This is a genomic window from uncultured Reyranella sp. (genome assembly GCF_945957355.1).
Lineage (GTDB): Bacteria > Pseudomonadota > Alphaproteobacteria > Reyranellales > Reyranellaceae > Reyranella.
Window position 1 is genome coordinate 279827 of sequence record NZ_CAMFKM010000001.1, and the last position, 21741, is coordinate 301567.

The following is a 21741-nucleotide window of genomic DNA, read 5'->3' on the forward strand; positions in this document are numbered from 1 at the left end:
GTGAGGGAGGAACACGGGAACGGCCGGCATTACTTCGAGCCCAGCCAGGTCATGCCATCGAGGAAGCGCCGTTGGGCCAGCGCGAACAGGACGAGCAGCGGCGCCGCGATCATCAGGGCGCCCGCCAGCAGGGGACCGTAGTCCGAACCGATCTCCTGGACCTGGAACAGCATCACGCCGAAGGGCGGCGTGGCCTTGGCTCCCGACGTGATCACCACCGACGGCCACAGCAGGTCGTTCCAGTGCGCCACGAGGGATATGATGACAAGTGCGCCGATGGCGGGCGAGATCATCGGCACGAGCAGCCGCACCAGGATTTCGCCCTCGCCCAGGCCGTCGAGCCGCGCCGTCTCGATCATCTCGTCGGGAACCCGGAGGAACGCCTGTCGCAGCAGGAAGATTCCGAGCGGTGAGATCGTCCACGGCAGGATGAGGCCGGCATAGGTGTCTATCAGCCCGGCCCCTGCCGCCATGATGAAGAGCGGCAGCGCCAGGGCCGCCGGGGGAACCACCAGCGCCACCAAAACCACGAGCCAGATCAGGCGAAGGCCCGGGACGCGGGCCTTGGCCAGCACGTAGGCAGCGGGAATCGCGACCAGAAGCTGGCACGCGATGATCGCAACGCAGACGAAGACACCGTTCGCCAGGAAGCGCAGCAAAGGCGAGGCCGTGAGCGCGCGGGCATAGTTCTCGAACCCGATCCAGCGGCTGGGGAGAAGATGGAACTGCGGCGAGAACACGTCCTCCGCAGGCAGGAAGGAGATCCGGATCGCCCAGAGCAGTGGCAGCAGCACCAGAACGGCGCCACTGACCAGCACGACATGCCGCGCCAGTCCCGTGAAACGGGGCCGGCTCATCGGGAGCGCCCCGCGCGCGTCGCATAGAGCTGGACCAGGCTCAGCGCCAGGACCACGGCAATGAAGAGGATCGTGGCGGCTGCGGCCAGGTTCGTCCGGAAGAGCGAGAAGGCTTCCTGGTAGATGAAGTACAGCGCGACCAGCGTCGCCTTCTCCGGGCCGCCGCGCGTGATGATCGCGACCGTATCGAACACGCGCAGCGCGTGGATCGAACTGAAGATCAGAACGAAGACCGTGATCGGCGCGAGGTGCGGCAGGGTCACATGCCACAGCCGATCCAGAACCGAGCCACACCCATCGAGTGACACCGCCTCGACCAGCTCGTGCGGTACTGTCCTGAGCCCTGCCAGGAAGAACAGCATTGCGAACCCCGCCTCGCTCCAGATGCCGATCATCGCCAGGGTCGGCAGTGCGGCTTGCGGGTCCTGCAGCCAGTTTCCGGGGGCGAAGCCCAGCAGGCGCAGCACTTGCGGCACGGCACCCACCGACGGGCTGAGCAGCATCTGCCAGGCGACCGACATCGCCGCGAGCGTCGCCACCGATGGCAGGAAGAAGATCATGCGATAGAGGGCCTGCCCGCGGCCGCACTCGGCGATCAGCAGCGCCACGGCGAGACCCGCCAAGGTCGTGATCGGCACCACGGCGCCGACATAGCGGGCGGTGTTCCAGACCGCGATCTGGAAGTCCTGATCCTCGAGCAGCGTGCGGAAGGTCTCGAGACCCACGAATTCCGGAGCACCGCCGCCGAGATGCCAGTCGGTGAAGGCCGTGGCGGCCACGAGCGCCAGGGGCACCAGGATCATCGCGACCAGCAGCAAGACCGCCGGCGCCAGCATCAAATAGGGACCGGCAATGGAATCCCGCCACCGCGGCAACCGCGCGTCAGCCACGTGCATAGGCCGCCATCGAGACGGGAAGCCCGACAAGCCGCGAGCCGTCCTCGGAAAAGTAAAGGGCATCGTCGGCCGAGATCGCGGCTCGGACTTCGTCGCCGGGCCGGAACGCAAGCGCCCGACCGGCACGGGCAACGAGAAGAGCTTCCCCGCCGTCCCGGCCAGCGAGATGGACGAGGCCGTCATGGCCGTGATCCTCGATCCGCACGACCCGTAGCAGGGGTCTGCTGTCGTCATGGCCCGCGGCGATCCGCACATTCTCGGGCCGAACGGCAACACTCACCTTCTGGCCCGCCGTGGTGTCGAGGCGGACATCGAAGACGAAGCCGCCGGCCAGCACCCGACCCGACGCATCGGCCGTGCCGTCCAGGACATTGATCGTCGGCGTGCCGACGAAGCGTGCGACCGCCAGGGAGACAGGATCGCGATAGATTTCCGCGGGCGTACCGAACTGGGCCACCCGGCCTCCGAGCATCACCGCGACGCGGTCGGAAATCGCCAGCGCCTCGCCCTGGTCGTGGGTGACGAAGACGCAGGCGACCCCGAAGGCCCGCTGGATCTGCACGATCTCGTCACGCGCCTGCGCGCGGACCTTGGCATCGAGGCTGGAGAGCGGCTCGTCGAGCAGCAGCAACCGGCTGTCGCGCACAAGGGCACGGCCGATCGCAACACGCTGACGTTGCCCACCGGACAACCGTGCAGGCACGCGGTCGATCACGCCTTGGATGTCGAGACGGCCGGCGATGTCGTCGACCGCGCCGTCGATCTCGCGCTCGATCGACCGCACCGACGGCGAGAGCCGCAACGGGCCGAGCATCCGTTGCAGCCGGGTCAACCGGCGGGCGCGCAGCGGCAGGGCGATGTTCTGCCGGCCGGTGAGATGCGGATAAAGAGCCAGCGACTGGAAAACCATCGCCACGTTGCGGGCGCCCGGCGGCAGGCTGGAGACGTCGCGCGACCCGATCTGAATCATGCCGCGGTCGGCGCGCTCCAGACCGGCAACGATCCGCAGCAGGGTCGACTTTCCGCAGCCCGAGGGGCCGAGCAGGCTCACGATCTCCCCTTCTGCAACGGTAAGATCGATATCCGCCAGCACGGCCCCGGAGCCGAACGACTTGAAGACGCCTCGTACGCTGAGAGCCGGCACGCTACCCCCGAAACAAACGCCTGTTCACGCGAAGGCTGGCGTCAGCGGTTCCATCGGAATGGTGAGCGCCTTGCGGTTGGGAATGTTGACGCCGCCCCGCACCGTGCCGCGCTCGATATGGACCCAGCGCTCGGCGATCGCGGGATGGAGCTCGCGCCCGTCGGGCAGCGAGATCCAGATGCGCATCAGGTGGCGCTTCTTCGCGGGATCGGGCCCGTCCTCGAACGCGGTGCGCGAATGGAACACGACATGGTTGTGCACGAACTGGAAATCACCGGCCTCGAACGGAATCTTCGCCGAAAAAGCCGGGTCGGCGCAGATCGAGAAGAACAGCTCGACCGCCTGCCACTGCTGATCGGTCATGGGTGGCGCGTCGGTAAAGCGGCGTGCCGATTTCAGGTACTCGAGCAGAGGCGCGTAGCCCGTGAAGGTACCGCCCTGCCACATGAACACCGGAATGCGCATCCAGGGGGACTTGCCTTCCGGCACCTCGCCCCGGCGATCGACGGTGACCGGCTGATAGAGCGCGCGGCAGAGATCCGGAGCCCGCCGCATCATCTCGTCGTGCACGGCGATACCACTGACCAGCGCGCTCTCGCCTCCTGCCATCGCCGTATGCAGGCAGCACAGGCCGACCACGTCGCAGGAGTCCGAATGAAACGACAGGCCGGCCGAAGTCTGGGTCAGGCGCTTGTTGTAGTCGTCGACCTTCGTCCCGATGTCGATCACATGACCGATCATGTGCCCGTTGCGGTTCTGCGGAACGACGTCGCCGAGATGCGAGGCCAATCCCCAGTACATGCGCATGATCGTGTCGCGATCATACTTGTGCACCGGCAGGCCGCGCAGATAGCCGAAGCCGTAGCGATCCATGATGTCGGCACGCAGGGTGGCGATCTTTGTGGCCAGGGTCGACAGAGGGAAGTGCTCGCGGCGCAGATCCAGGATGTCGCCGACGACGGCCTGGGAGTGAGTGGCGGCCGCTTCCAACTCGTCCACCTCGGCCTCGGTCAGGCGGTGGATCCACGACTTGTCCGCAGCGAGATCGGCGCTCTTCCAAGCCAGCCGGCCGCCGATGGGACCAGGCGCCGGGTCGAGCCCGGGCGTGCTGTTCGGTTGGTTCAAGACCTCGCCTCCATGCGCGTGAAACGTCGATGCACAGAGACTAAGGGGCGAAGAATACGCTTTGATAACAAAGCCCGAGGCCTTGCTTATCGCAAGGTATCACCGCTGCTTATCCAGACATGAGCATGGGTGGCGTTGTTGCAGGGACTCCGCCGATGCACGGATCTCGGACAAGAGGGCCCGCAGCCCGGAGTCGAGCACCTTGTCGGTGCGCAATATCAGCGAAAGGCGGCGGCGCACCGGCTGCGCGAGACGGCGCCTGACGATCGTATCGGGCATCGATCCCGTCGCCAGATCGGGAACCAGCGAGACGCCCAGACCGGCGCCCACCAGCACCTTGATGGCCTCGATGCTGCCCAGCTCCATGGTGGGGATAGGGGTCACGCCCCCCGTCCGAAACCAGCCATCGGCGATGTCGCGCGTGCGGCCTGCCGGGTCGAACAGGATCAGCGGCAGGTGCGAGAAATCGTGCGGCTGCAACCGGCCGGGAACCTGATGTTCCAGTCGCTTCGGCAAGATGGCGACCAGCTCCTCGTCGAAGACGTGTTCCAGGTGGATCGACGGGTTCGACCTGAGCTCGTCTGCGGTCACCAGCCCGACATCGATGGCGCCCTCCTCGACACCGGAGACGATATCGGACGTGTTGCCCGTCACCACGACCAGCTGCAGGTTCGGCATTGACGCCTGCGCGCGGGCAAGCGGTTCGGGCAGGAAATGAATGCAGGCCGTAGCGCCCGTACCCAGGCGAACCAGGCCCGTATCGGCTTCGCGGAACGGCGCGATGGCTGGCTCGACCTGATCGAGCGCGGCGAAGGCACGCCGCACCGGCTCGATCATCGCGCGGCCGGCGGGCGTCGGCAGCATGCGGATACCCACCCGTTCGATCAGGCGAACGCGCAGCACCGTCTCCAGCTCCTGCAGCTGCTGACTGACGGCCGGCTGCGTGACGCCAAGGCTACGCGCCGCCATCGAGGCGCTGCCGTTCTGGGCGGTCAGAAGGAAGGCGCGCAACTGGCGCAAGGTGACGGCCGCCTTTGCGCCGCTTCTCGGTCTGGTCGCCACGTCGGGGCTCGTTCGCTCGCAGCTTTGGGGGCATGCAGTCGCGGGCCAATCCCGCGAAGATCATAAGCTCTAGTGAAGCACAGGCTCGAGAAAGTCTTATGACGACCGCGCCACGGAACGAAGCCGGGTCACAGTACGGTGGCGGAGGCCGATGCTCTCAGATGGATGTAGGCGAGATAGTTCGCCTCATGCCACTTCATGGTGAATCGCTGCGCCAACCCATCCAGAGTGTCCCTCGACGCCGCTGCCCGGGCTTCGACGAGGAATCGAGTGAGCTGGCTTTCATCCATGACGTCGATGCCTGAAAGTCGTGACTGGCACTTCGCGATGGCTTCCAAGGCCACTTTCCTCTGCGCCAGAGACCAGCCCTGTATGGATTCCAATCCGGGAGGCCGCCCGCTACCCGTCCGCAAGAACGACGCGAACAGGTGATCCAAGGGCGCCTGTGCGGTTTCCCCGCCGGCAAGGGCGCCCTCGTCATAATCGACGATGTAGAATTCCCGGCCGTCGATCACCAGTTCCCGGCCGAACCATCGTCGGATTGTCGATGCCAATCGCGTGACCATCGACGAGTGATAGGGCCTTCATGTTTCAGCCCGATGATCGCTCGAGCGACTGCTTTCTATGTCGCGACTGGCAAGCCGATGGATGCGCCAACTAGCCGTGCGGCACCAGGACCTGACGCACGGTGGCGACGTCCTGCAGGCGGTCGAAGCCCTCGTTGAGCTGGTCGAAGCCGATGCGCTGGCTGACCATGCGGTCGACCGGCAGCTTGCCCTGCTGGTAAAGCGCGATGAAGCGCGGGATGTCGCGCACCGGCACGCAGCTTCCCATATAGGAACCCTTGATCGTCTTCTCCTCGCTGACCAGCATGCTCTGCTTGAACGAGAAGTCGGCGACGATGGGCGAGAGGCCCGCGGTGACCGTCGTACCGCCCCAGCGCGTCACGAGGTAGGCCGTCTCCATCGCCTTGATGGTGCCGGCGAGATCGAAGGCATAGTCGACGCCGCCATTGGTGAGGTCGCGCACCTGCTGCACGTGATCGACGTCCTTGGCGTTCACCGTGTCGGTCGCGCCGAGTTGGCGGGCAAGGCCGAGCTTCTCATCGGAGAGATCGATGGCCACGATGCGGCCGGCGCCCGCGAGCACCGCGCCCATCAGGCCGCTGAGGCCGACACCGCCCAGGCCGACGATGGCCACGGAGCTGCCCGGCTCGATCCTGCCGGTGTTCACGACGGCTCCCACGCCCGTCACGACGGCGCAGCCGAACAGCGCCGCTACGTCGAGTGGAAGGCTCCTGTCGATGACCACAATCGAACCGCGGTCGACCACGGCATACTCGGCGTAGCAGGAAACGCCCGAATGATGGTTCACCGGCTTGCCGTCCATGTGCAGGCGATGATGGCCGGACAGCAGCTGGCCCGCCGCGCGCGGGCTGATCGAGCGCTCGCAGATGTAGGGACGGCCCTCGAGGCAGCGCCGGCAACGGCCGCAGCTCACGTTGAAGGTGAAGCAGACATGGTCGCCCACTTTCACGTCGTGAACGCCGGCGCCCACTTCGACGATCTCGCCGGAGCCCTCATGGCCCAGCACGATCGGCACGGGGCGCGGCCGGTCGCCATTGATCAGCGACAGGTCGGAATGGCAGAGACCGCCGCCGCCCACCTTGACCAGGACCTCGCCCTCGCCCGGCGGATCGAGATCGACCTCGACGACCTGGATGGGCTTCGACGTCGCGAAGGGGCGGGGCGCACCGCAGACCGTGAGAACGCCGGCTTTCATTTTCATCAGGCTATTCCTCCATCGACCCGGACCAGCGATCCGGTAGTGAAACTCGACTTGGCCGACGCCAGATAGAGCGCCGCCGTCACGATCTCCTCGGGCTGGCCGCTGCGCCTGAGCGCCGCCGTCGGGTTGGCCTTGTGCTCTTCTGGCCACGCCTTGGAGACATCGGTCAGGAAACGACCGGGCGAGATCGTGTTCACCCGCACCTTCGGCCCGTACTCGAAGGCGAAGGCCTCGGTCAGCGCGTTGAGTGCCGCCTTGGCGCCGGCATAGGGCGCGATCTGCGGCCGCGGACGCAGGGCCCCGGCGCTGGAGACGTTGATGATCGAACCGCCCTCGCCCGCCGCCATGCGGCTGCCGACCAGCGACATCAGGCGGAACGGCGCCTTGAAGTTCAGCGACACGATGCGGTCGAACAACTGCTCGGAGGTTTCGAGCGACGAGGGCGCCAGCGGCGACGAGCCGGCGTTGTTCACCAGGATGTCGATCTTCCCGAACGCCGCATAGGCCGCCTCCACCATGCCGTCCAGTTCCTGCCAATTGGCGACGTTGCAGGCATATGTTGCCGCCTTGCGGCCCATCGCCCGCACCTCGGCCGCGACCTTGTCGCAGGTCTCCAGCTTTCGGCTGGTGATGAAGATGTCGGCGCCATGATCGGCGAATGCCTTCACCATCTGGTAGCCCAGCCCGCGGCTGCCGCCGGTGACGAGGGCGACCTTGCCCGTGAGATCGAAGTAGTTGGTCATCCTGAGAGGTCCAGTCAAAAAAGGATCATGACACGAACATAGCGCCACTTCCTTGCTTAGTGGCATGTCGCTTGCTTAGTCTGTCTTCGGAGCGAAACAGCAGGCCGTCATGAGCATCCAAGTCGCGCTGCATCATCGGACGACCTACCGGTACGACCGACCCATCGAACTGGGGCCGCAGATCGTCCGTCTGCGTCCGGCACCCCATAGCCGGACGCCCATCCTGTCCTATTCGCTGAAGGTCACGCCGGCCCAGCATTTCATCAACTGGCAGCAGGATCCGCAGGGAAACCACTTGGCCCGGCTGGTCTTTCCCGAGAAGACCGACCTGTTCGACGTCACGGTCGACCTGGTGGCCGATATGTCGGTCATCAACCCGTTCGACTTCTTCCTCGAGCCCTCGGCCGAGACGTGGCCCTTTGCCTACGACCCCGGGCTGGCCGAGGAAATTGCGCCGTTCCGCAAGCTGGAACCGCCAGGACCGAAACTGGCGGCCTGGCTCGCGGTGGTCGACCGCAAGGAGCAGCGCACCGTCGATTTCATCGTCGGGCTGAACGCTCGGCTGCAGCGCGAGATCGGCTACATCGTCCGGATGGAGCCGGGCGTGCAGAGTTGCGAGGAGACGCTCGGGCGCGCCAAGGGATCGTGCCGCGACACCGGTTGGCTGCTGGTCATGATCCTGCGCCACCTGGGCTTCGCCGCGCGCTTCGCCTCGGGCTACCTGATCCAGCTCGTCGCCGACGAGAAGCCGCTCGAGGGCCCGGAAGGTCCGACGCACGATTTCACCGACCTCCACGCCTGGTGCGAGGTCTATCTGCCGGGCGCCGGGTGGATCGGCCTCGATCCCACTTCCGGCCTGCTGACCGGCGAAGGCCACATCCCACTTGCCTGCACGCCCGAGCCGTCGAGCGCGGCGCCGATCGAGGGCGCCCTCGAAAAGGCCGAGGTCGAGTTCGAGCATGCGATGACGGTGACGCGCGTGCGCGAGACGCCGCGTACGACCAAGCCCTATACTGAGGAGCAATGGGCCACGCTGCTCAAAGTCGGCGAGGCGATCGAAAACGACATCGGCAAGCACGACGTGCGGCTCACCATGGGCGGCGAGCCGACCTTCGTGTCGGTCGACGACATGGACGGGCCTGAATGGAACACACTGGCGCTGGGGCCCGAGAAGCGGCGGCTGGCGGGCGTGCTGTTCCGCAAGCTCGCAAGCCGGTTCGCGACCGGACCGCTGCTGCATTTCGGCCAGGGCAAATGGTATCCCGGCGAGCAGCTGCCACGCTGGGCGCTGGGCTGCTACTGGCGCAAGGACGGCGAACCGATCTGGCGCAATCCGCAACTCTATGCGCTGGAGAGCAAGCCGGTCGGCGCCACCGTCGAGGCGGCGCACCGCTTCGCGCTCGCCTTCGCGCAGCGCCTGCAACTCGACCCGGACTATCTTTTCCCGGCCTACGAGGACACCTGGTACTACCTCTGGCGCGAACGGCGCCTGCCCAGCAATGTCGTGGTCGACGAAGCGAAGGTGAAGGATCCGCTGGAGCGCGAGCGTCTGGCGCGGGTCTTCGAGAAGGGCCTCGAAAGCTCGGTCGGCTACGTGCTGCCGGTCATTCGGGATCATAACGGGCGCGGCAACGGACATGGCTCCGGAAATGGGCATGCCCCACGGTGGAAGAGCGGTCCCTGGTTCCTGCGCTCCGAGAAGTGCTACCTGATCCCCGGCGATTCGCCGATCGGCTACCGACTGCCGCTCGACTCGCTGCCTTGGGCGGCGCCGGGCGACACCGACTACATCGTCGAACCCGACCCGATGGCGCCGCATCCCGACCTGCCGCCGCTCGATGCCTTCCGGCGTGCACCGGTGCTGCGCCGCCAGGAACCCGGCCTTGCAGGCGATACGGCCGGCGATGCCGAAGCCCGCCGCGAGGCATGGCGCCGCGCGCTGGCGCCGAACACGGGCCTGGGGCCGGCCGTCGGCAGTTCGGCCGCCGGCATCGTGCGCACCGCGATGGCCTTCGAGCCGCGCGATGGTCACCTCCACGTCTTCATGCCGCCGACCGAGCGCATGGAGGACTATCTCGACCTCGTGACCGCGCTCGAGGACACGGCCGAGGAGCAGGGCCAGCCGATCTTCATCGAGGGCTATACGCCGCCCGGCGATTCGCGGGTCCTGCACTTCAGCGTCACGCCCGATCCCGGGGTGATCGAAGTCAACATCCACCCCTCCGCGACCTGGACCGAGGTCGTCGAGCGCACCGAGATCGTCTACGAGGAAGCACGCACGACCCGGCTCGGTGCCCAGAAATTCATGATCGACGGCCGCCACACCGGCACGGGCGGCGGCAACCACGTCGTCCTGGGCGGCCCCTCCGCCGCCGATTCGCCGATCCTGCGACGGCCCGACCTGTTGAAGAGCCTGCTGGGCTACTGGCTGAACCACCCGTCGCTTTCCTATCTCTTCTCCGGCCTGTTCATCGGTCCGACCAGCCAGCATCCGCGGGTCGACGAGGCGCGCAACGACGCGCTGCACGAGTTGGAGATCGCCTTCCGCCAGATCGCCCCGGGCCGCCAGACGCCGCCGTGGCTGGTCGATCGCGTGTTCCGCAACCTGCTGGTCGACGCGACCGGCAACGCCCATCGCACCGAATTCTGCATCGACAAGCTGTTCACGCCGGATTCCGCCGCCGGCCGGCGCGGGCTGCTGGAACTGCGCGCCTTCGAGATGCCGCCGCACTGGCGCATGAGCGTGGCGCAGCAGGCGCTGCTGCGCGGCCTCGTCGCCAGGTTCTGGGAACGCCCCTACGAGCGGCCACTGAGCCGCTGGGGCACCCGGCTGCACGACGATTTCATGCTGCCACATTTCGTATGGCAGGACTTCAACGACGTGCTCTCCGACCTCGCCGAGGCGGGTTACGAATTCGCACCCGAGTGGTTCGCCCCGCATTTCGAGTTCCGCTTTCCGAGACTGGGTGAAGTGGCCCAGCGCGGACTCGAACTCGAGTTGCGGCATGCGCTCGAGCCCTGGCACGTGCTGGGCGAGGAGCCGGGCGGCGGCGGCACGGTGCGATACGTCGATTCAACGGTGGAGCGCCTACAGGTCAAGGTCGCCGGGCTGAACGACCAACGCCACGTCATCGCCTGCAATGGCTGGAAGCTGCCGTTGCGCGCCACGGGCACGGCCGGCGAATACGTCGCGGGTGTACGCTATCGCGCCTGGCAGGCAGCGAACTCGCTGCACCCCACCATCGGCGTGCATGCGCCCCTCACCTTCGATATCCACGATTCGTGGAGCGGCCGCTCGATCGGCGGATGCACCTATCACGTGGCCCATCCTGGGGGCCGCAACTACGACCGCATGCCGGTCAACGCCAACGAGGCCGAGGCGCGCCGCCGTGCCCGCTTCTTCGCCATCGGACATACCGGCGGCCCCTCGCCGGAACCGCGACCGCTCGACAATCCCGAACATCCGCTGACGCTCGACCTGCGGCGGGCCCAAGGCCTATAGTTCGCCCGCCTCACAGGCAGTCCGACCGTTCGTTTCCTCTTCTGTTTCCGGGCCCATGGAGTCGTTGCGCGGCCTCTCTTCCTCGCCGGCGAGCGCGTACGACGAACTGGTCACCGGCCAGAAGTCGATCCGCTATCACTGGCAAGGCATCCTGAGCGTCATCCGCTCGCTCCCCAACGGGCTGGGCGAGCGCGTGGAAAGCGCGCGCCGGCAGCTCGCGGAATCGGGCGCCACCGTCAACCTGCTGGACGATCGCGGCGCGGCGCGCTGGACCTTCGACCCGCTGCCGCTCGTCATTGCGCCCGACGAATGGTCCCGTCTCGAGGCCGGCCTGATCCAGCGCGCGAGGCTCCTCGACGAGGTGCTGGCCGACATCTATGGCCCGCAGACGCTGCTGAAGCAGCAGCTGCTGCCGCCGATGCTGGTCCATGCCAACCGGCATTTCCAGCGGCCTGCCCGGGTCACGGACGGCGCCGCGCCGCGACGTTACCTCGGCAACTATGCGGTCGACCTGGTGCGGCTGGGGAACGGACGCTGGCACGTCCTGGCCGATCATACCGAACTTCCCGCGGGAGTGGGCTATGCCCTCGAAATGCGCCGCGTACTGGCACGCAGCCTGCCGGAGGCCTTCCGCTCCATTCCCGTCCGCCATCTCCGGCCCTTCGTCGATCGCTGGCAGGAGTCGCTGCGCTCGATGGCGCCGCCTGCGGTGGCACACCCCAACATGGCGGTGCTGACGCCGGGCTCGCTCTCGGCCACCTATTTCGAACACGTCTACCTGTCGCGCGTGCTGGGCGTCCCGCTGGTCGAGGGCGGCGACATGGTCGCGCGCGACGGCCAGGTCTCGATCAAGACGCTGGCCGGCCTTCGTCCCGTCCACGTCCTGCTGCGGCGCCTCGACAGCTCCTTCGCCGATCCGCTGGAGATGCGCGCCGATTCGGCGCTGGGCGTCACCGGCCTCGTGGAGGCCACGCGCAGCGGCAAGATCTCGCTCGCCAACGCGCTGGGCTCGGGCGTCGTCGAGACGCCGGCGCTGATGCCCTTCCTCGAACGGCTGAGCGAGCGTCTGCTGGGCGAGAAGCTCGAACTGCCGTCGCTCGATGTCTGGTGGCTGGGCGAGCCGGCGGCCCTCAGTTTCGCCCTGGCCAATCTCGATCTCATGATCGTGCGGCCCTGCCTCGGCCAGGACCGCGAGCCGATCATCGTAGGCATGCTGGAGACCGCGGAGCGCAAGGCGCTGGTCGAGCGCATCCGCGCCAATCCCGGCCAGTTCGTCGCCCAGTATCCGATGACGCCGTCGCTCACGCCCAAATGGGACGGCAAGTCGCTCGTGCCGTCGGCAGTCGTGCTGCGTGTCTTCGTGGTGGCCGACCACGATACCTATCATGTGCTGCCAGGCGGCATCGCCCGCGAGCCCGACGGCGACACCGCGCTGCGCTCGCTGGGGCGCCTGCACGGCACGCTGAAGGATGTTTGGGTCCTGGCGGAAGACGCGGCCGATGTGCAGCTCCCGCCGACCCGGCGCTTCCACCAGCTCAGCGTGGAGCGGGGCAGCGCCGACCTGCAGAGCCGCGTTGCCGACAATCTCTTCTGGCTCGGCCGTTACATCGAGCGTCTCGACAACGATGCGCGACTGCTGCGCACCACGGCGGCGCGCGTGGCGCAAGGTGCCGTCGGCCCGCGCGACGCAGTCGAACTCAGAATGCTGGGCCGGCTCCTCGACCAGGCCAACCTGATGGATCACTCGTCGGCCCTGGCGCCGCCCGAGAGCGCGTTGTTCCAGCAGGGGCTGGCCACCGTCGCCGCCGACGATCGCGGTCTCGCCACCGTGCTCGACGGCATCCAGCGGCTCACCGCCACGATGCGCGACCGCTTCTCCATCGACATGACGACGGCCGCCGGACCGGAGATGATCGAGGTGCGCAAGCGCCTGCTGGCCGCGCGCGGCAACCTCGACCCGCTGCTCGCAGCCCTCGACGAGATCGTGCGCTTCGTCGCCACGCTCTCGGGCCTGGCGCAGGAGAACATGACGCGCGGCACCGGCTGGCGGTTCCTCGATCTCGGCCGTCGTATCGAGCGCGCGCTGCACGTGCTGACCGGCGCGCTCGGGCCCTTCACCCTCTCGCCGATCGACTGGGACGCCGCGATGCGCCTCGCACTGGAACTGTGCGACAGCACCATCACCTACCGCACGCGCTATCTCGGGCAGCTCCAGCCGGCCCCCGTGCTCGACCTCGTGATCCTCGACGATGCCAATCCGCGCGGCCTGGTGTTCCAGCTGCGCACCATCAAGGGCCATCTCGACTATCTCGCCCGCGCCTCAGGGGTGCGGGTCATCGCGCCGCCGGAATCGCTGGAGGTGGATCTCGAAGCCGTCGTGCGCCAGTTCGGCGGCGACGAGCAGGCATGGCGACACGAGGGCCTGGCCCTCGCCATGCTGCGCGACGTCGCGTCCGACACGGAGCAGCAGCTCGACAAGCTTTCCGAAGCGATCACCCGCGCCTATTTCTCCCATGTGCCGGCGGCCCAGGCCGTGGGCTCCTCGGGCGGAGACTGAGCGTGCATTACCTTCTCTCGCACCGCACGACCTACACCTACGCCAGCACGGTGGATTCGGCACACCACATCGCGCACCTGCGCGCCCGCGACTTTGTCGGACAGAAGGTCAACTCGATCAGCATCGTCACCAACCCGCTGCCGGCGCTCGCCGCGCAGCATATCGATCATTTCGGCAACCTCATCGACATCTACCGGATCGACAAGCCGCACACGCGCTTCGACATCGAGGTGCGAGCCGAGGTCGAGGTGCGCTTTCCCGAGCCGCCGGCGGCCGCCTCGACCCCACCCTGGGAAGACATAAGGGCATCTCTTCTCGGCGACGGATTTCCCCAGAATGTCGAGGCCAGCGAGTTCGTCCACGAATCGCCGCTCGTGCCGAGTGTCGAGGCTTTACGTGCCTATGGCGCGCAGTCCCTTACCGCGGGACGTCCCATCCTGGAGGCGGCGCGCGAGCTGACCTCGCGCATCAAGGCCGACTTCGAGTATCACCCCGGCGCCACCGACATCTCGACGCCGCTCGCCGACGTCTTCGCGGGCAAGGCCGGCGTCTGCCAGGATTTCGCCCATGTGCAGATCGCGGCGCTGCGCGCGCACGGACTCGCAGCCGGCTACGTCTCGGGGTACATCCGCACCGTCCACTCCCGGGAGGAACTCGCCCTGCGCGGCGCCGACGCGAGCCACGCCTGGGTGGCCGTGTGGTGCGGCGCGGAGGCGGGCTGGGTCCATCTCGATCCGACCAACGACCTGATCGCGCACGAGGATCACGTCGCCGTTGCCTGGGGCCGCGACTTCTCCGACGTGAGCCCTCTGCGCGGCGTCATCCTGGGCGGCGACTCCCACTCCTACGGCGTCGCCGTCACGCTCGTTCCGACGGGCTGAGGGCCGAGCTACACTCGGCCTTCAGCCGCCCAAGAAGTCCTTGGTCCAGCGCGCGTAGTCGGCGTCGCGCGTGACCTTCTTCATCAGTTCCGGGCTCGCCACGCCTTGCAGCTTCGACGGCTGCGTGCCATCGCGCAGCGCCTTCAGCGTGTCGTACACGGCCTTCACCGCCGCGGCGAAGGGCTGGTGGCCCTGCAGCGCGATGCGGACGCGGCGTGCCCCCAGATAGGCGAGATCGGTGAGGTCGCCCGACACGCCCCCCAGAATGATCGGCAGCGTGGTCGCGCCGGAGATCGCGTCGAGTTCGGCCCGGGTGCGCACGCCGACGAAGAACAGGGCGTCGACGCCGGCTGCCTCATAGGCCTTGCCGCGGGCGATCGCATCATCGAGGCCGGTAATGGTGATCGCGCTGGTGCGGCCGGCGATGCAGAGCGAGGGGTCCTGCCGGCCGCCGAGGGCCGCCTTCATCTTGGCCACGCCCTCGTCGATCGAGATCAGCCGCGGCGCCGTGGTGCCGTACGGCATCGGCAGATCGGTATCCTCGAGGCTGAGGCCGCAAACCCCCGCGGTCTCCAGCTCCTCCACGGTGCGGCGGGCGTTCAGCGCGTTGCCATAGCCGTGATCGGCATCGACCATGAGCGGCAGGTTGCCGGCCCGGTTGATGCGGTAGGCCTGGCCGGCGAATTCGCTCAGGGTCAGCACGATCAGGTCGGGCGCCCCCAGCACGGTCATGGAGGCGACGGAGCCGGCGAACATGCCGATCTCGAAGCCCAGGTCCTCGGCAATGCGCGCCGAGATCGGGTCGAAAACGGAGCCCGGATGGACACAGCGCTCGCCCGCGAGCAGCGTCCGGAAGCGCTTCCGGCGGTCGGTCCAGTGCATGACGAATCTCTCCCCCTTGGTCTCCCCCTCCTTAGCAAAGGAGTGGGCTGCCATGCAGCGATGCATTTCGACGGGCAAACACGCCGGAAGGCCCAACCTTGCCGCTGCGGCGTCGCGGGGCGTAGCGTAACCGCCAGGGACGCGTGAACAGTGCGCGGCAAGCGCCCCCAAACAAAAGCGCACGGGGGAAATGCCATGTTCGACGTTCTCGACCGGCAGACCAAACTGACCGGCAACCAGAAGAAGATCATCGCCGCGGCGGTGATCGGCGATGCTCTCGAATTCTTCGACTACTTTCTCATCGGCTTCGTTCTCGCCTTCCTGATCGGGCCCTGGAAACTCACCTTCGGACAGTCGGCCATCGTGCTGCTGTCGTCGGGCATCGGCGCCATCCTCGGTGCCTATATCTGGGGCTGGCTCGCCGACCGCATCGGTCGCCGCAAGGTGTTCATCGGCACCGTGCTGAACTTCTCGATCGCCACCGGCCTGCTCTACTTCACACCGGAGAACGGCTGGATCTACATCACCATCATGCGCTTCTTCGTGGGCTTCGGCGTCGGCGGCCTCTATTGCGTCGACCTTCCGCTGTCCAGGAATTCGTGCCGGCGCGCAAGCGCGGCTGGGTCGGCGGCCTGGTCACCTGCGTGATCCCGCTCGGTGTCGGCCTCGGCGCGGTGCTGGGCGCCTTCATGGGCGCCGACCAGTGGCGCCTGCTGTTCGCCATCGGCGTGCTGCCGTCGGTTCTCGTCCTGCTGGTCCGCCTGTGGGTGCCGGAATCGCCCGTCTGGCTGGTCCGCCAGGGCCGCTACGAAGAGGCCCGCAAGTCGCTCGCCTGGGCGCTGCAGGTGAAGCCCGAGTCGCTGCCCCTGCCCAGCGCGCCCGCCGTCGAACCGTCCAAGGTGAGCTGGTTCGAGCTCTTCAAGTATCCGCGCAGCCTGCTCGTCTCATGGCTCGGCAATGCCGGCGCCCAGACCGGCGTCTATGGCGTCACGCTGTGGGCACCCTCCCTGTTCGTGCTGCTCCTGAAGGTGACGCCACAGGAAGCGGCCAAGATGATGATCCTGCTCACGGTCATGGGCTTCATCGGCCGCCTGTCCTTCTCCTACCTGTCCGACGCGATCGGACGGCGCGCAGGCGGCGGACTGATCGGGCTGGGCGCAGGCGTGCTCATCATCGTGGCGGGCTACAACTACAATGCCACGATCATGGGGCTTTCGGCCCTGTGGCTATTGCTGGCGCTGGCCTTCTTCTTCGCCGATGGCGGTTTCGCGATCGTCGGGCCCTATGCGGCGGAAGTCTGGCCCTCGCACCTGCGCACCACCGGCATGGGCTCGGCCTACGGCTTCGGCGGCATCGGCAAGATCATCGGGCCGCTGGGTCTCGCGCTGATCGTCGGGTCGAACAACTACCTGAAGCCCGACGTGCCGCTGCCGCAGATCCCGACGGCCTTTCTCTACCTCGGCTGCTGGTTCCTGATGGCCGGGGCGGTCTATTATTTCTTCGGGCTGGAAACCAAGGGCAAGTCGATCGCGCAGATCGACAGGGAACTGGTGACGGCCTGATGCACATCAACGTCAGAGGAGCATGCTCTTGGACACGCTGATCCCATCTGCCGCCGATCTCGCCGGCGATCCGGCCGTGATCTCCCGTGCCGAGGCCCTCCGCCTGGAAGTCGAGGCCGCTTCGAACGAGATCGAGGAGACGCGCCGGCTGCCGCCGGCGCTGCTCGACAAGCTCCACGAGGCGCGGCTGTTCCGCCTGCTGCTGCCGCGCTCGTCGGACGGGATCGAGACCGATCCCATGACCTTCTTCCATGTGATCGAGACGATCGCCCGCGGCGACGCCTCGACTGCCTGGTGTCTCAGCCAGGCCGGCGGCTGTGCCATGTCGGCCGCCTATCTCGACCTGCCGGTCGCCCGCGCGATCTTCGGCGACGATCCCCGCGCCGTGCTGGCCTGGGGTCCCGGCCCCAAGGTCAGGGCGGTCGAATGCGAGGGTGGCTACCGGGTCACCGGCGTCTGGGCCTTTGCCTCGGGCGGCCGCCACGCCACCTGGCTCGGCGCCCATTGCCCGATCTTCAAGGCCGACGGCTCGCCGCGGCTCGACGACAAGGGCCGGCAGCAGGAGCGCACCATGCTGGTGCGCTCCGGCGACGTCGAGTGGACGGACATCTGGAACACGGTGGGCCTGCGCGGCACGGCGAGCGACCAGTTCGCGCTCACCGATTTCTTCGTGCGTGCCGACCATTCGATCACGCGCGAATTCGAGTTCGAGTGCCGCGAGCCGGGCCCGCTCTACCGGATGGGCGCGGGCACCTGCTACCAGGTGGGCTTCGCAGGCGTGGCCTGCGGCATCGCCCGCGGCGCACTCGACTGCTTCCTCGACGTCGCCCGCAACAAAGTCCCGCGCGGCCTCAAGAGCCCGATTCGCGACAATGCGGTCGTGCAGTCGAACCTCGCCCAGGCCGAGGTCAATCTCCGGGCCGCGCGCGCCTTCGTGCTGCAGTCGATGGCCGGCATCTGGAAGGACCTCTCGGCCGGCAACACGATCACGGTCGAGCAGCGCATCACCGTCCGCATGGCCGCGACCAACGCCATCCACAAGGCCAAGGACGCCGTCGACTTCGCCTACAATGCGGCGGGCGCGACGGCGATCTTCGAGAATCATCCGCTGGAGCGCCGGTTCCGCGACATCCATACCGTGACCCAGCAGCTGCAGGGCCGGCTTTCCCATTTCGAGACCGTGGGCGCCTGGATGATGGGCGCCGACGCCGACCTCACCTTCGTCTGATCCACTCCCGGAGACCGACCATGCCGCTTGGCCCTCTTCAGCACTACACGATCGAGCCGTCCGACCTCGAAGCGACCAAGGACTTCTACTGCGACGTGCTCGGACTGGAGAACGGCGACCGCCCGCCGCTCGGCTTTCCCGGCTACTGGCTCTATTCCGGCGGCGTGGCCACCGTGCATCTGCTGGGCGAACGCAAGCCACGCGAAGGCATCGTCGTGCGCGGCACCGAGAAGAAGTTTGATGACACGGGCCGCTTCGACCACATCGCCTTCGCCGCCAGCGACCTGCCCGGCGTACGCAAGCGCCTGCAGTCGAAGAACGTGAAGTTCCGCGAGCAGATCGTGCCTCGCACCGGCGCCGCGCAGATCTTTCTCTACGATCCCGACGGCGTCGGCGTGGAACTGAATTTCCCCGCGGAAGAGGTCCAGGCGGAAGCCAGGGCCTAGTGCTTCTCTCCTTCGAGATCGAGAAGGTCGAGCCGCTCGCCGACGGTGCGTCGTTCGGCGAGGCGGGCGCATACGAGCGCGTCATCGCCGTCGCCCGGGGCGAAGTCGATCCGGCGCTGCCGGCCAACAGCGGCATCGCCCTGATCGACAAGGCGCCGCGCAATGCCGCCGGCAGGGTCGAGTACGCGACCAGTGTGTTCATCCTGCGGCCCCAGGATTCCAAGCGCGGCCGCGGGCGGATCCTCTACGAGGTGAACAATCGCGGCCGCAAGATGCTGTTCGGCAACATTGCCGACGGGCCGCAGGGCGTGAACGACCCGAAGACCCTGGCCGATCTCGGCAATGCCTTCCCGCTGCGGCTGGGCTACACGATCGTGTGGTCGGGCTGGGACCCCGATGCGCCGCGCGCCAACATGGGCCTCGCCCTGACAGCACCGATCGCGACCAACGGCGGCCAGGCGATCATGCAGACGGTCCGCGAGGAATGGGTCTCCGGCACGCGGCTTGGCGTGCTGGAGACGTTCAAGCTGTCGCATGAGGCCGCCACGCTCGAACAGCCGCGGGCCCGCCTCACCGTGCGCGAGCGCGCCGATGACGAGCCGCGCGAATTGCCCCTGAACCAGTGGTCGTTCGTCGATGCCCGCTCGATCAGACTGCGCGAGGGCACCCAGCCCAGGCCGGGCTTCCTCTACGAGTTCCACTACGAGGCGAAGAATCCCAAGGTCCAGGGCCTGGGCTTCGCGGCGACGCGCGACGTGGTGAGCTGGCTTCGCCATTCACCCGAGGCAGTAAAGGCCACGGGCGAGCCTATCACGCATACGCTGGCCATCGGCTTCTCGCAGGCCGGCCGCTACCTGCGCAATCACATCTCCGAAGGTTTCAATCACGACGAACAGGGACGTCGCGTGTTCGACGGCATCCTGAGTCACATCGCGGGCGTTGGCCGCATCTTCTTCAATACGCCCTTTGCCCAGCCGGCGCGCACCAACACCCAGCATGAGGATCACGGCTTTCCCGAGAACGAGTTCCCGTTCTCGACCGCGACGCAGAGCGATCCGCTGACGGGCAAAAGCGGGTCGCTGTTCCGGGGCGACGGCAGCGATCCGCTGCTGATCGAGACCAACACCTCGACCGAATACTGGCAGAAGGGCGCCTCGCTCCTGCACACCGATCCGCTCGGCATCCGGGACGTCACGCTGCCCGAGAACTCGCGTGTGTACATGATCGCAGGCACGCAGCATGGCGGCCGCAACGGCGCGACGACGGACCCCGGTCCAAACGTCAATCCGCGCAACCCGCACAATCCGATGCCGGCGATCCGCGCCCTCCTCGTGGCGCTCGACGAGTGGGTCGTGTCGGGCAAGGTGCCGCCGCCCAGCCGCGTGCCGACGCTGGCCGACGGGACACTGGTCGAACCGGACAAGACCGGCTTTCCCGCCGTGCCCGGCGCCGCGATCGTGCGCACCACCAACAAAGTGGCGCCGCCGGGGGACTGGGTGAAACCCGCCCCATCCGACAAGACGTATCGCACCCTCGTCAGCAAGGTCGACGCCGACGGTAACGAAGTGGCCGGCATCCGCCTCCCCGATATCGCCGTGCCGCTGGCGACCTATACCGGCTGGAACGAATACAAGCCGCCCTACCCTGCAGGCGAGCTCGCCGACCGCGACGGAAGCTGCCTGCCGCTGCCGATCGACAGAGCGGCCCGCGAAGCCGCAGGCGATCCTCGGCCCTCGATCGCCGAACGCTACAGGAGCGGCGCAGACTATGTCGCCCGGGTCCAGGCCGTGGTCGCACAACTCATGGACGACCGGCTGCTGCTGGCCGAGGACGGCGAACGCTATCTCGACCGCGCGCGCAAGGAACCGCGCGTCGCGCCTTAACGAACCGCTTCAAGGGAGATCAGGATGGGCAAGAGAATCGCAGTCGTCGGCACCGGCGCTCTGGGCGGCTATGTCGGCGGATACCTCGCGCAGGCAGGCCTCGACGTCACTCTCATCGACTTCTGGCCGGAGAACATCGAGACCATCCGCAGGAACGGACTCGAACTGGACGGCGTGACGCCGGAGGAGAAATTCACCGTCACCAAGGCCAAGACCATGCATCTCACCGAGATGCAGGACCTGTCGCGCCAGAAGCCGATCGACATCGCCTTCGTGTCGATGAAGTCCTACGACACCGAATGGGCGACCGCGCTGATCAAGCAGTATCTGGCGCCCGACGGCTACGTCGTCTCCCTGCAGAACTGCCTGAACGAGGAGAGAATCGCGGGTGTCGTCGGCTGGGGCAAGACCGTCGGCATGGTCGCCTCGCTGATCTCGGTCGACATGTACGAGGCCGGCAAGATCCGCCGCACCGTCTCCAAGGGCGGCGACAAGCACACCGTGTTCCGCGTCGGCGAGGTCCATGGCCGTATCACCAAGCGGGTCGAGGAATTGCGCGAGATGGTGGGCATGATCGACAGTGCCAAGACCACGACCAACCTGTGGGGCGAGCGCTGGTCCAAGCTCTGCCAGAACGGCATGAAGAACGGCGTCTCGGCCGCCACCGGCATGACCGGCATCGACTGCGACCGCAACGACGCCGTGCGCCGCTTCTCGATCAAGCTGGGCGGCGAGGCGGTGAGGGTCGGCCAGGCGCTGGGCTATCACATCGAGAAGATCGGCAAGTTCGAGCCAGAACTCCTGGCGCGCGCATCCGAAGGGGACAAGGCGGCGCTCGACGAGGTCGAGGCGATCCTGCGACCCGGCTCCAACACCAATCCCAATCCGCGCGCCGACATCCAGCGCCCCTCGATGGCCCAGGACATCCTCAAGGGACGCCGCACCGAGATCGAGTTCATGAACGGCTACATCGCCGAGCGCGGCGACTTCATCGGCGTCAAGGCGCCGACCCACGCCAAGCTCACCGAGATCGTTAAGAAGGTCGAGCGCAAGGAGCTGCAGCCTTCGGCGTCTCTCCTCGGAGGATAATTTTTCCCTTTCCCGGCGGGGCGGACAGCAAGATCTGCTCCGCCGGGCCGATTAATTTGACAATCTGCTCTGTGTAATTACCGGACCTTGGCGGCC

18 protein-coding genes are annotated in these 21741 nt (G+C 67.2%); 9 read left to right on the top strand and 9 right to left on the bottom strand.

The genetic code is table 11. The features are described 5' to 3' along the window. Positions 1–29: 29 nt before the first annotated feature. From Q0Q48_RS01320 to Q0Q48_RS01355, 8 genes are all read right to left on the bottom strand, one after another. A complete protein-coding gene (locus Q0Q48_RS01320) occupies positions 30–857 on the bottom strand; it encodes a carbohydrate ABC transporter permease (protein WP_295132680.1) in 828 nt (275 codons plus the stop codon). Further along, the gene (locus tag Q0Q48_RS01325) at positions 854–1747 is read right to left on the bottom strand and encodes a carbohydrate ABC transporter permease (protein WP_295132683.1); all 894 of its coding nucleotides are present in this window, start codon (positions 1745–1747) and stop codon (positions 854–856) included. Before Q0Q48_RS01325 ends, Q0Q48_RS01320 begins: the two co-directional genes overlap by 4 nt. Continuing rightward, entirely contained in the window at positions 1740–2897 is a 1158-nt protein-coding gene (locus Q0Q48_RS01330) for an ABC transporter ATP-binding protein (RefSeq protein ID WP_295132686.1), read from the bottom strand. The genes Q0Q48_RS01325 and Q0Q48_RS01330 overlap by 8 nt, the downstream gene beginning before the upstream one ends. Before the next feature lie 24 nt (positions 2898–2921). Continuing rightward, positions 2922–4022 carry a TauD/TfdA family dioxygenase gene (locus Q0Q48_RS01335; protein ID WP_295132689.1) on the bottom strand — a complete coding sequence of 367 codons (1101 nt, stop codon included), beginning with the start codon at positions 4020–4022 and terminating at the stop codon, positions 2922–2924. Between the two features lie 99 nt (positions 4023–4121). Next, a complete protein-coding gene (locus tag Q0Q48_RS01340) occupies positions 4122–5084 on the bottom strand; it encodes a LysR family transcriptional regulator (protein WP_295132692.1) in 963 nt (320 codons plus the stop codon). Positions 5085–5212: 128 nt separating this feature from the next. Then, positions 5213–5650, bottom strand: a complete 438-nt coding sequence (locus tag Q0Q48_RS01345; RefSeq protein WP_295132695.1) for a hypothetical protein — start codon at positions 5648–5650, stop codon at positions 5213–5215. Between the two features lie 91 nt (positions 5651–5741). Continuing rightward, a complete protein-coding gene (locus tag Q0Q48_RS01350) occupies positions 5742–6872 on the bottom strand; it encodes a zinc-binding dehydrogenase (RefSeq protein ID WP_295132698.1) in 1131 nt (376 codons plus the stop codon). After that, positions 6872–7615, bottom strand: coding sequence for a glucose 1-dehydrogenase (locus Q0Q48_RS01355; RefSeq protein WP_295132702.1), 744 nt, complete (start codon positions 7613–7615; stop codon positions 6872–6874). The genes Q0Q48_RS01350 and Q0Q48_RS01355 overlap by 1 nt, the downstream gene beginning before the upstream one ends. A 109-nt stretch (positions 7616–7724) precedes the next feature. Here Q0Q48_RS01355 and Q0Q48_RS01360 point away from each other — a divergent pair, with 109 nt between their 5' ends. Genes Q0Q48_RS01360 through Q0Q48_RS01370 form a run of 3 tightly spaced genes read left to right on the top strand, consistent with a single transcriptional unit; the run spans position 7725 to position 14555 of the window. Further along, positions 7725–11117 carry a DUF2126 domain-containing protein gene (locus tag Q0Q48_RS01360; RefSeq protein WP_295132706.1) on the top strand — a complete coding sequence of 1131 codons (3393 nt, stop codon included), beginning with the start codon at positions 7725–7727 and terminating at the stop codon, positions 11115–11117. A gap of 55 nt (positions 11118–11172) precedes the next feature. Then, entirely contained in the window at positions 11173–13674 is a 2502-nt protein-coding gene (locus tag Q0Q48_RS01365; RefSeq protein WP_295132709.1) for a circularly permuted type 2 ATP-grasp protein, read from the top strand. A 2-nt stretch (positions 13675–13676) separates the two neighbouring features. Next, positions 13677–14555 (top strand): transglutaminase family protein, encoded by an 879-nt coding sequence (locus Q0Q48_RS01370; RefSeq protein ID WP_295132713.1) that lies wholly within the window; start codon positions 13677–13679, stop codon positions 14553–14555. 21 nt (positions 14556–14576) lie between these two features. Here Q0Q48_RS01370 and Q0Q48_RS01375 read toward each other — a convergent pair whose 3' ends face one another. Then, positions 14577–15437 (bottom strand): isocitrate lyase/PEP mutase family protein, encoded by an 861-nt coding sequence (locus tag Q0Q48_RS01375; RefSeq protein WP_295132716.1) that lies wholly within the window; start codon positions 15435–15437, stop codon positions 14577–14579. 195 nt (positions 15438–15632) lie between these two features. Between Q0Q48_RS01375 and Q0Q48_RS01380 the strand changes: the two genes are divergently transcribed. From Q0Q48_RS01380 to Q0Q48_RS01405, 6 genes are read left to right on the top strand one after another with little or no spacing between them, the layout of a single operon-like run. Then, positions 15633–16085 (top strand): MFS transporter, encoded by a 453-nt coding sequence (locus Q0Q48_RS01380; protein WP_295132719.1) that lies wholly within the window; start codon positions 15633–15635, stop codon positions 16083–16085. Then, entirely contained in the window at positions 16037–16999 is a 963-nt protein-coding gene (locus tag Q0Q48_RS01385; RefSeq protein WP_295132721.1) for an MFS transporter, read from the top strand. Before Q0Q48_RS01380 ends, Q0Q48_RS01385 begins: the two co-directional genes overlap by 49 nt. A 28-nt stretch (positions 17000–17027) precedes the next feature. Further along, positions 17028–18227: an acyl-CoA dehydrogenase family protein gene (locus Q0Q48_RS01390; protein WP_295132724.1), complete on the top strand. Its 1200-nt coding sequence runs from the start codon at positions 17028–17030 to the stop codon at positions 18225–18227. 20 nt (positions 18228–18247) lie between these two features. Further along, positions 18248–18673, top strand: coding sequence for a VOC family protein (locus Q0Q48_RS01395; RefSeq protein WP_295132727.1), 426 nt, complete (start codon positions 18248–18250; stop codon positions 18671–18673). Continuing rightward, complete coding sequence (locus Q0Q48_RS01400) at positions 18673–20556, top strand: alpha/beta hydrolase domain-containing protein (RefSeq protein ID WP_295132731.1); 1884 nt, start codon at positions 18673–18675, stop codon at positions 20554–20556. Before Q0Q48_RS01395 ends, Q0Q48_RS01400 begins: the two co-directional genes overlap by 1 nt. A gap of 24 nt (positions 20557–20580) precedes the next feature. Then, the gene (locus Q0Q48_RS01405) at positions 20581–21645 is read left to right on the top strand and encodes a ketopantoate reductase family protein (RefSeq protein WP_295132736.1); all 1065 of its coding nucleotides are present in this window, start codon (positions 20581–20583) and stop codon (positions 21643–21645) included. Positions 21646–21741: the final 96 nt, after the last annotated feature.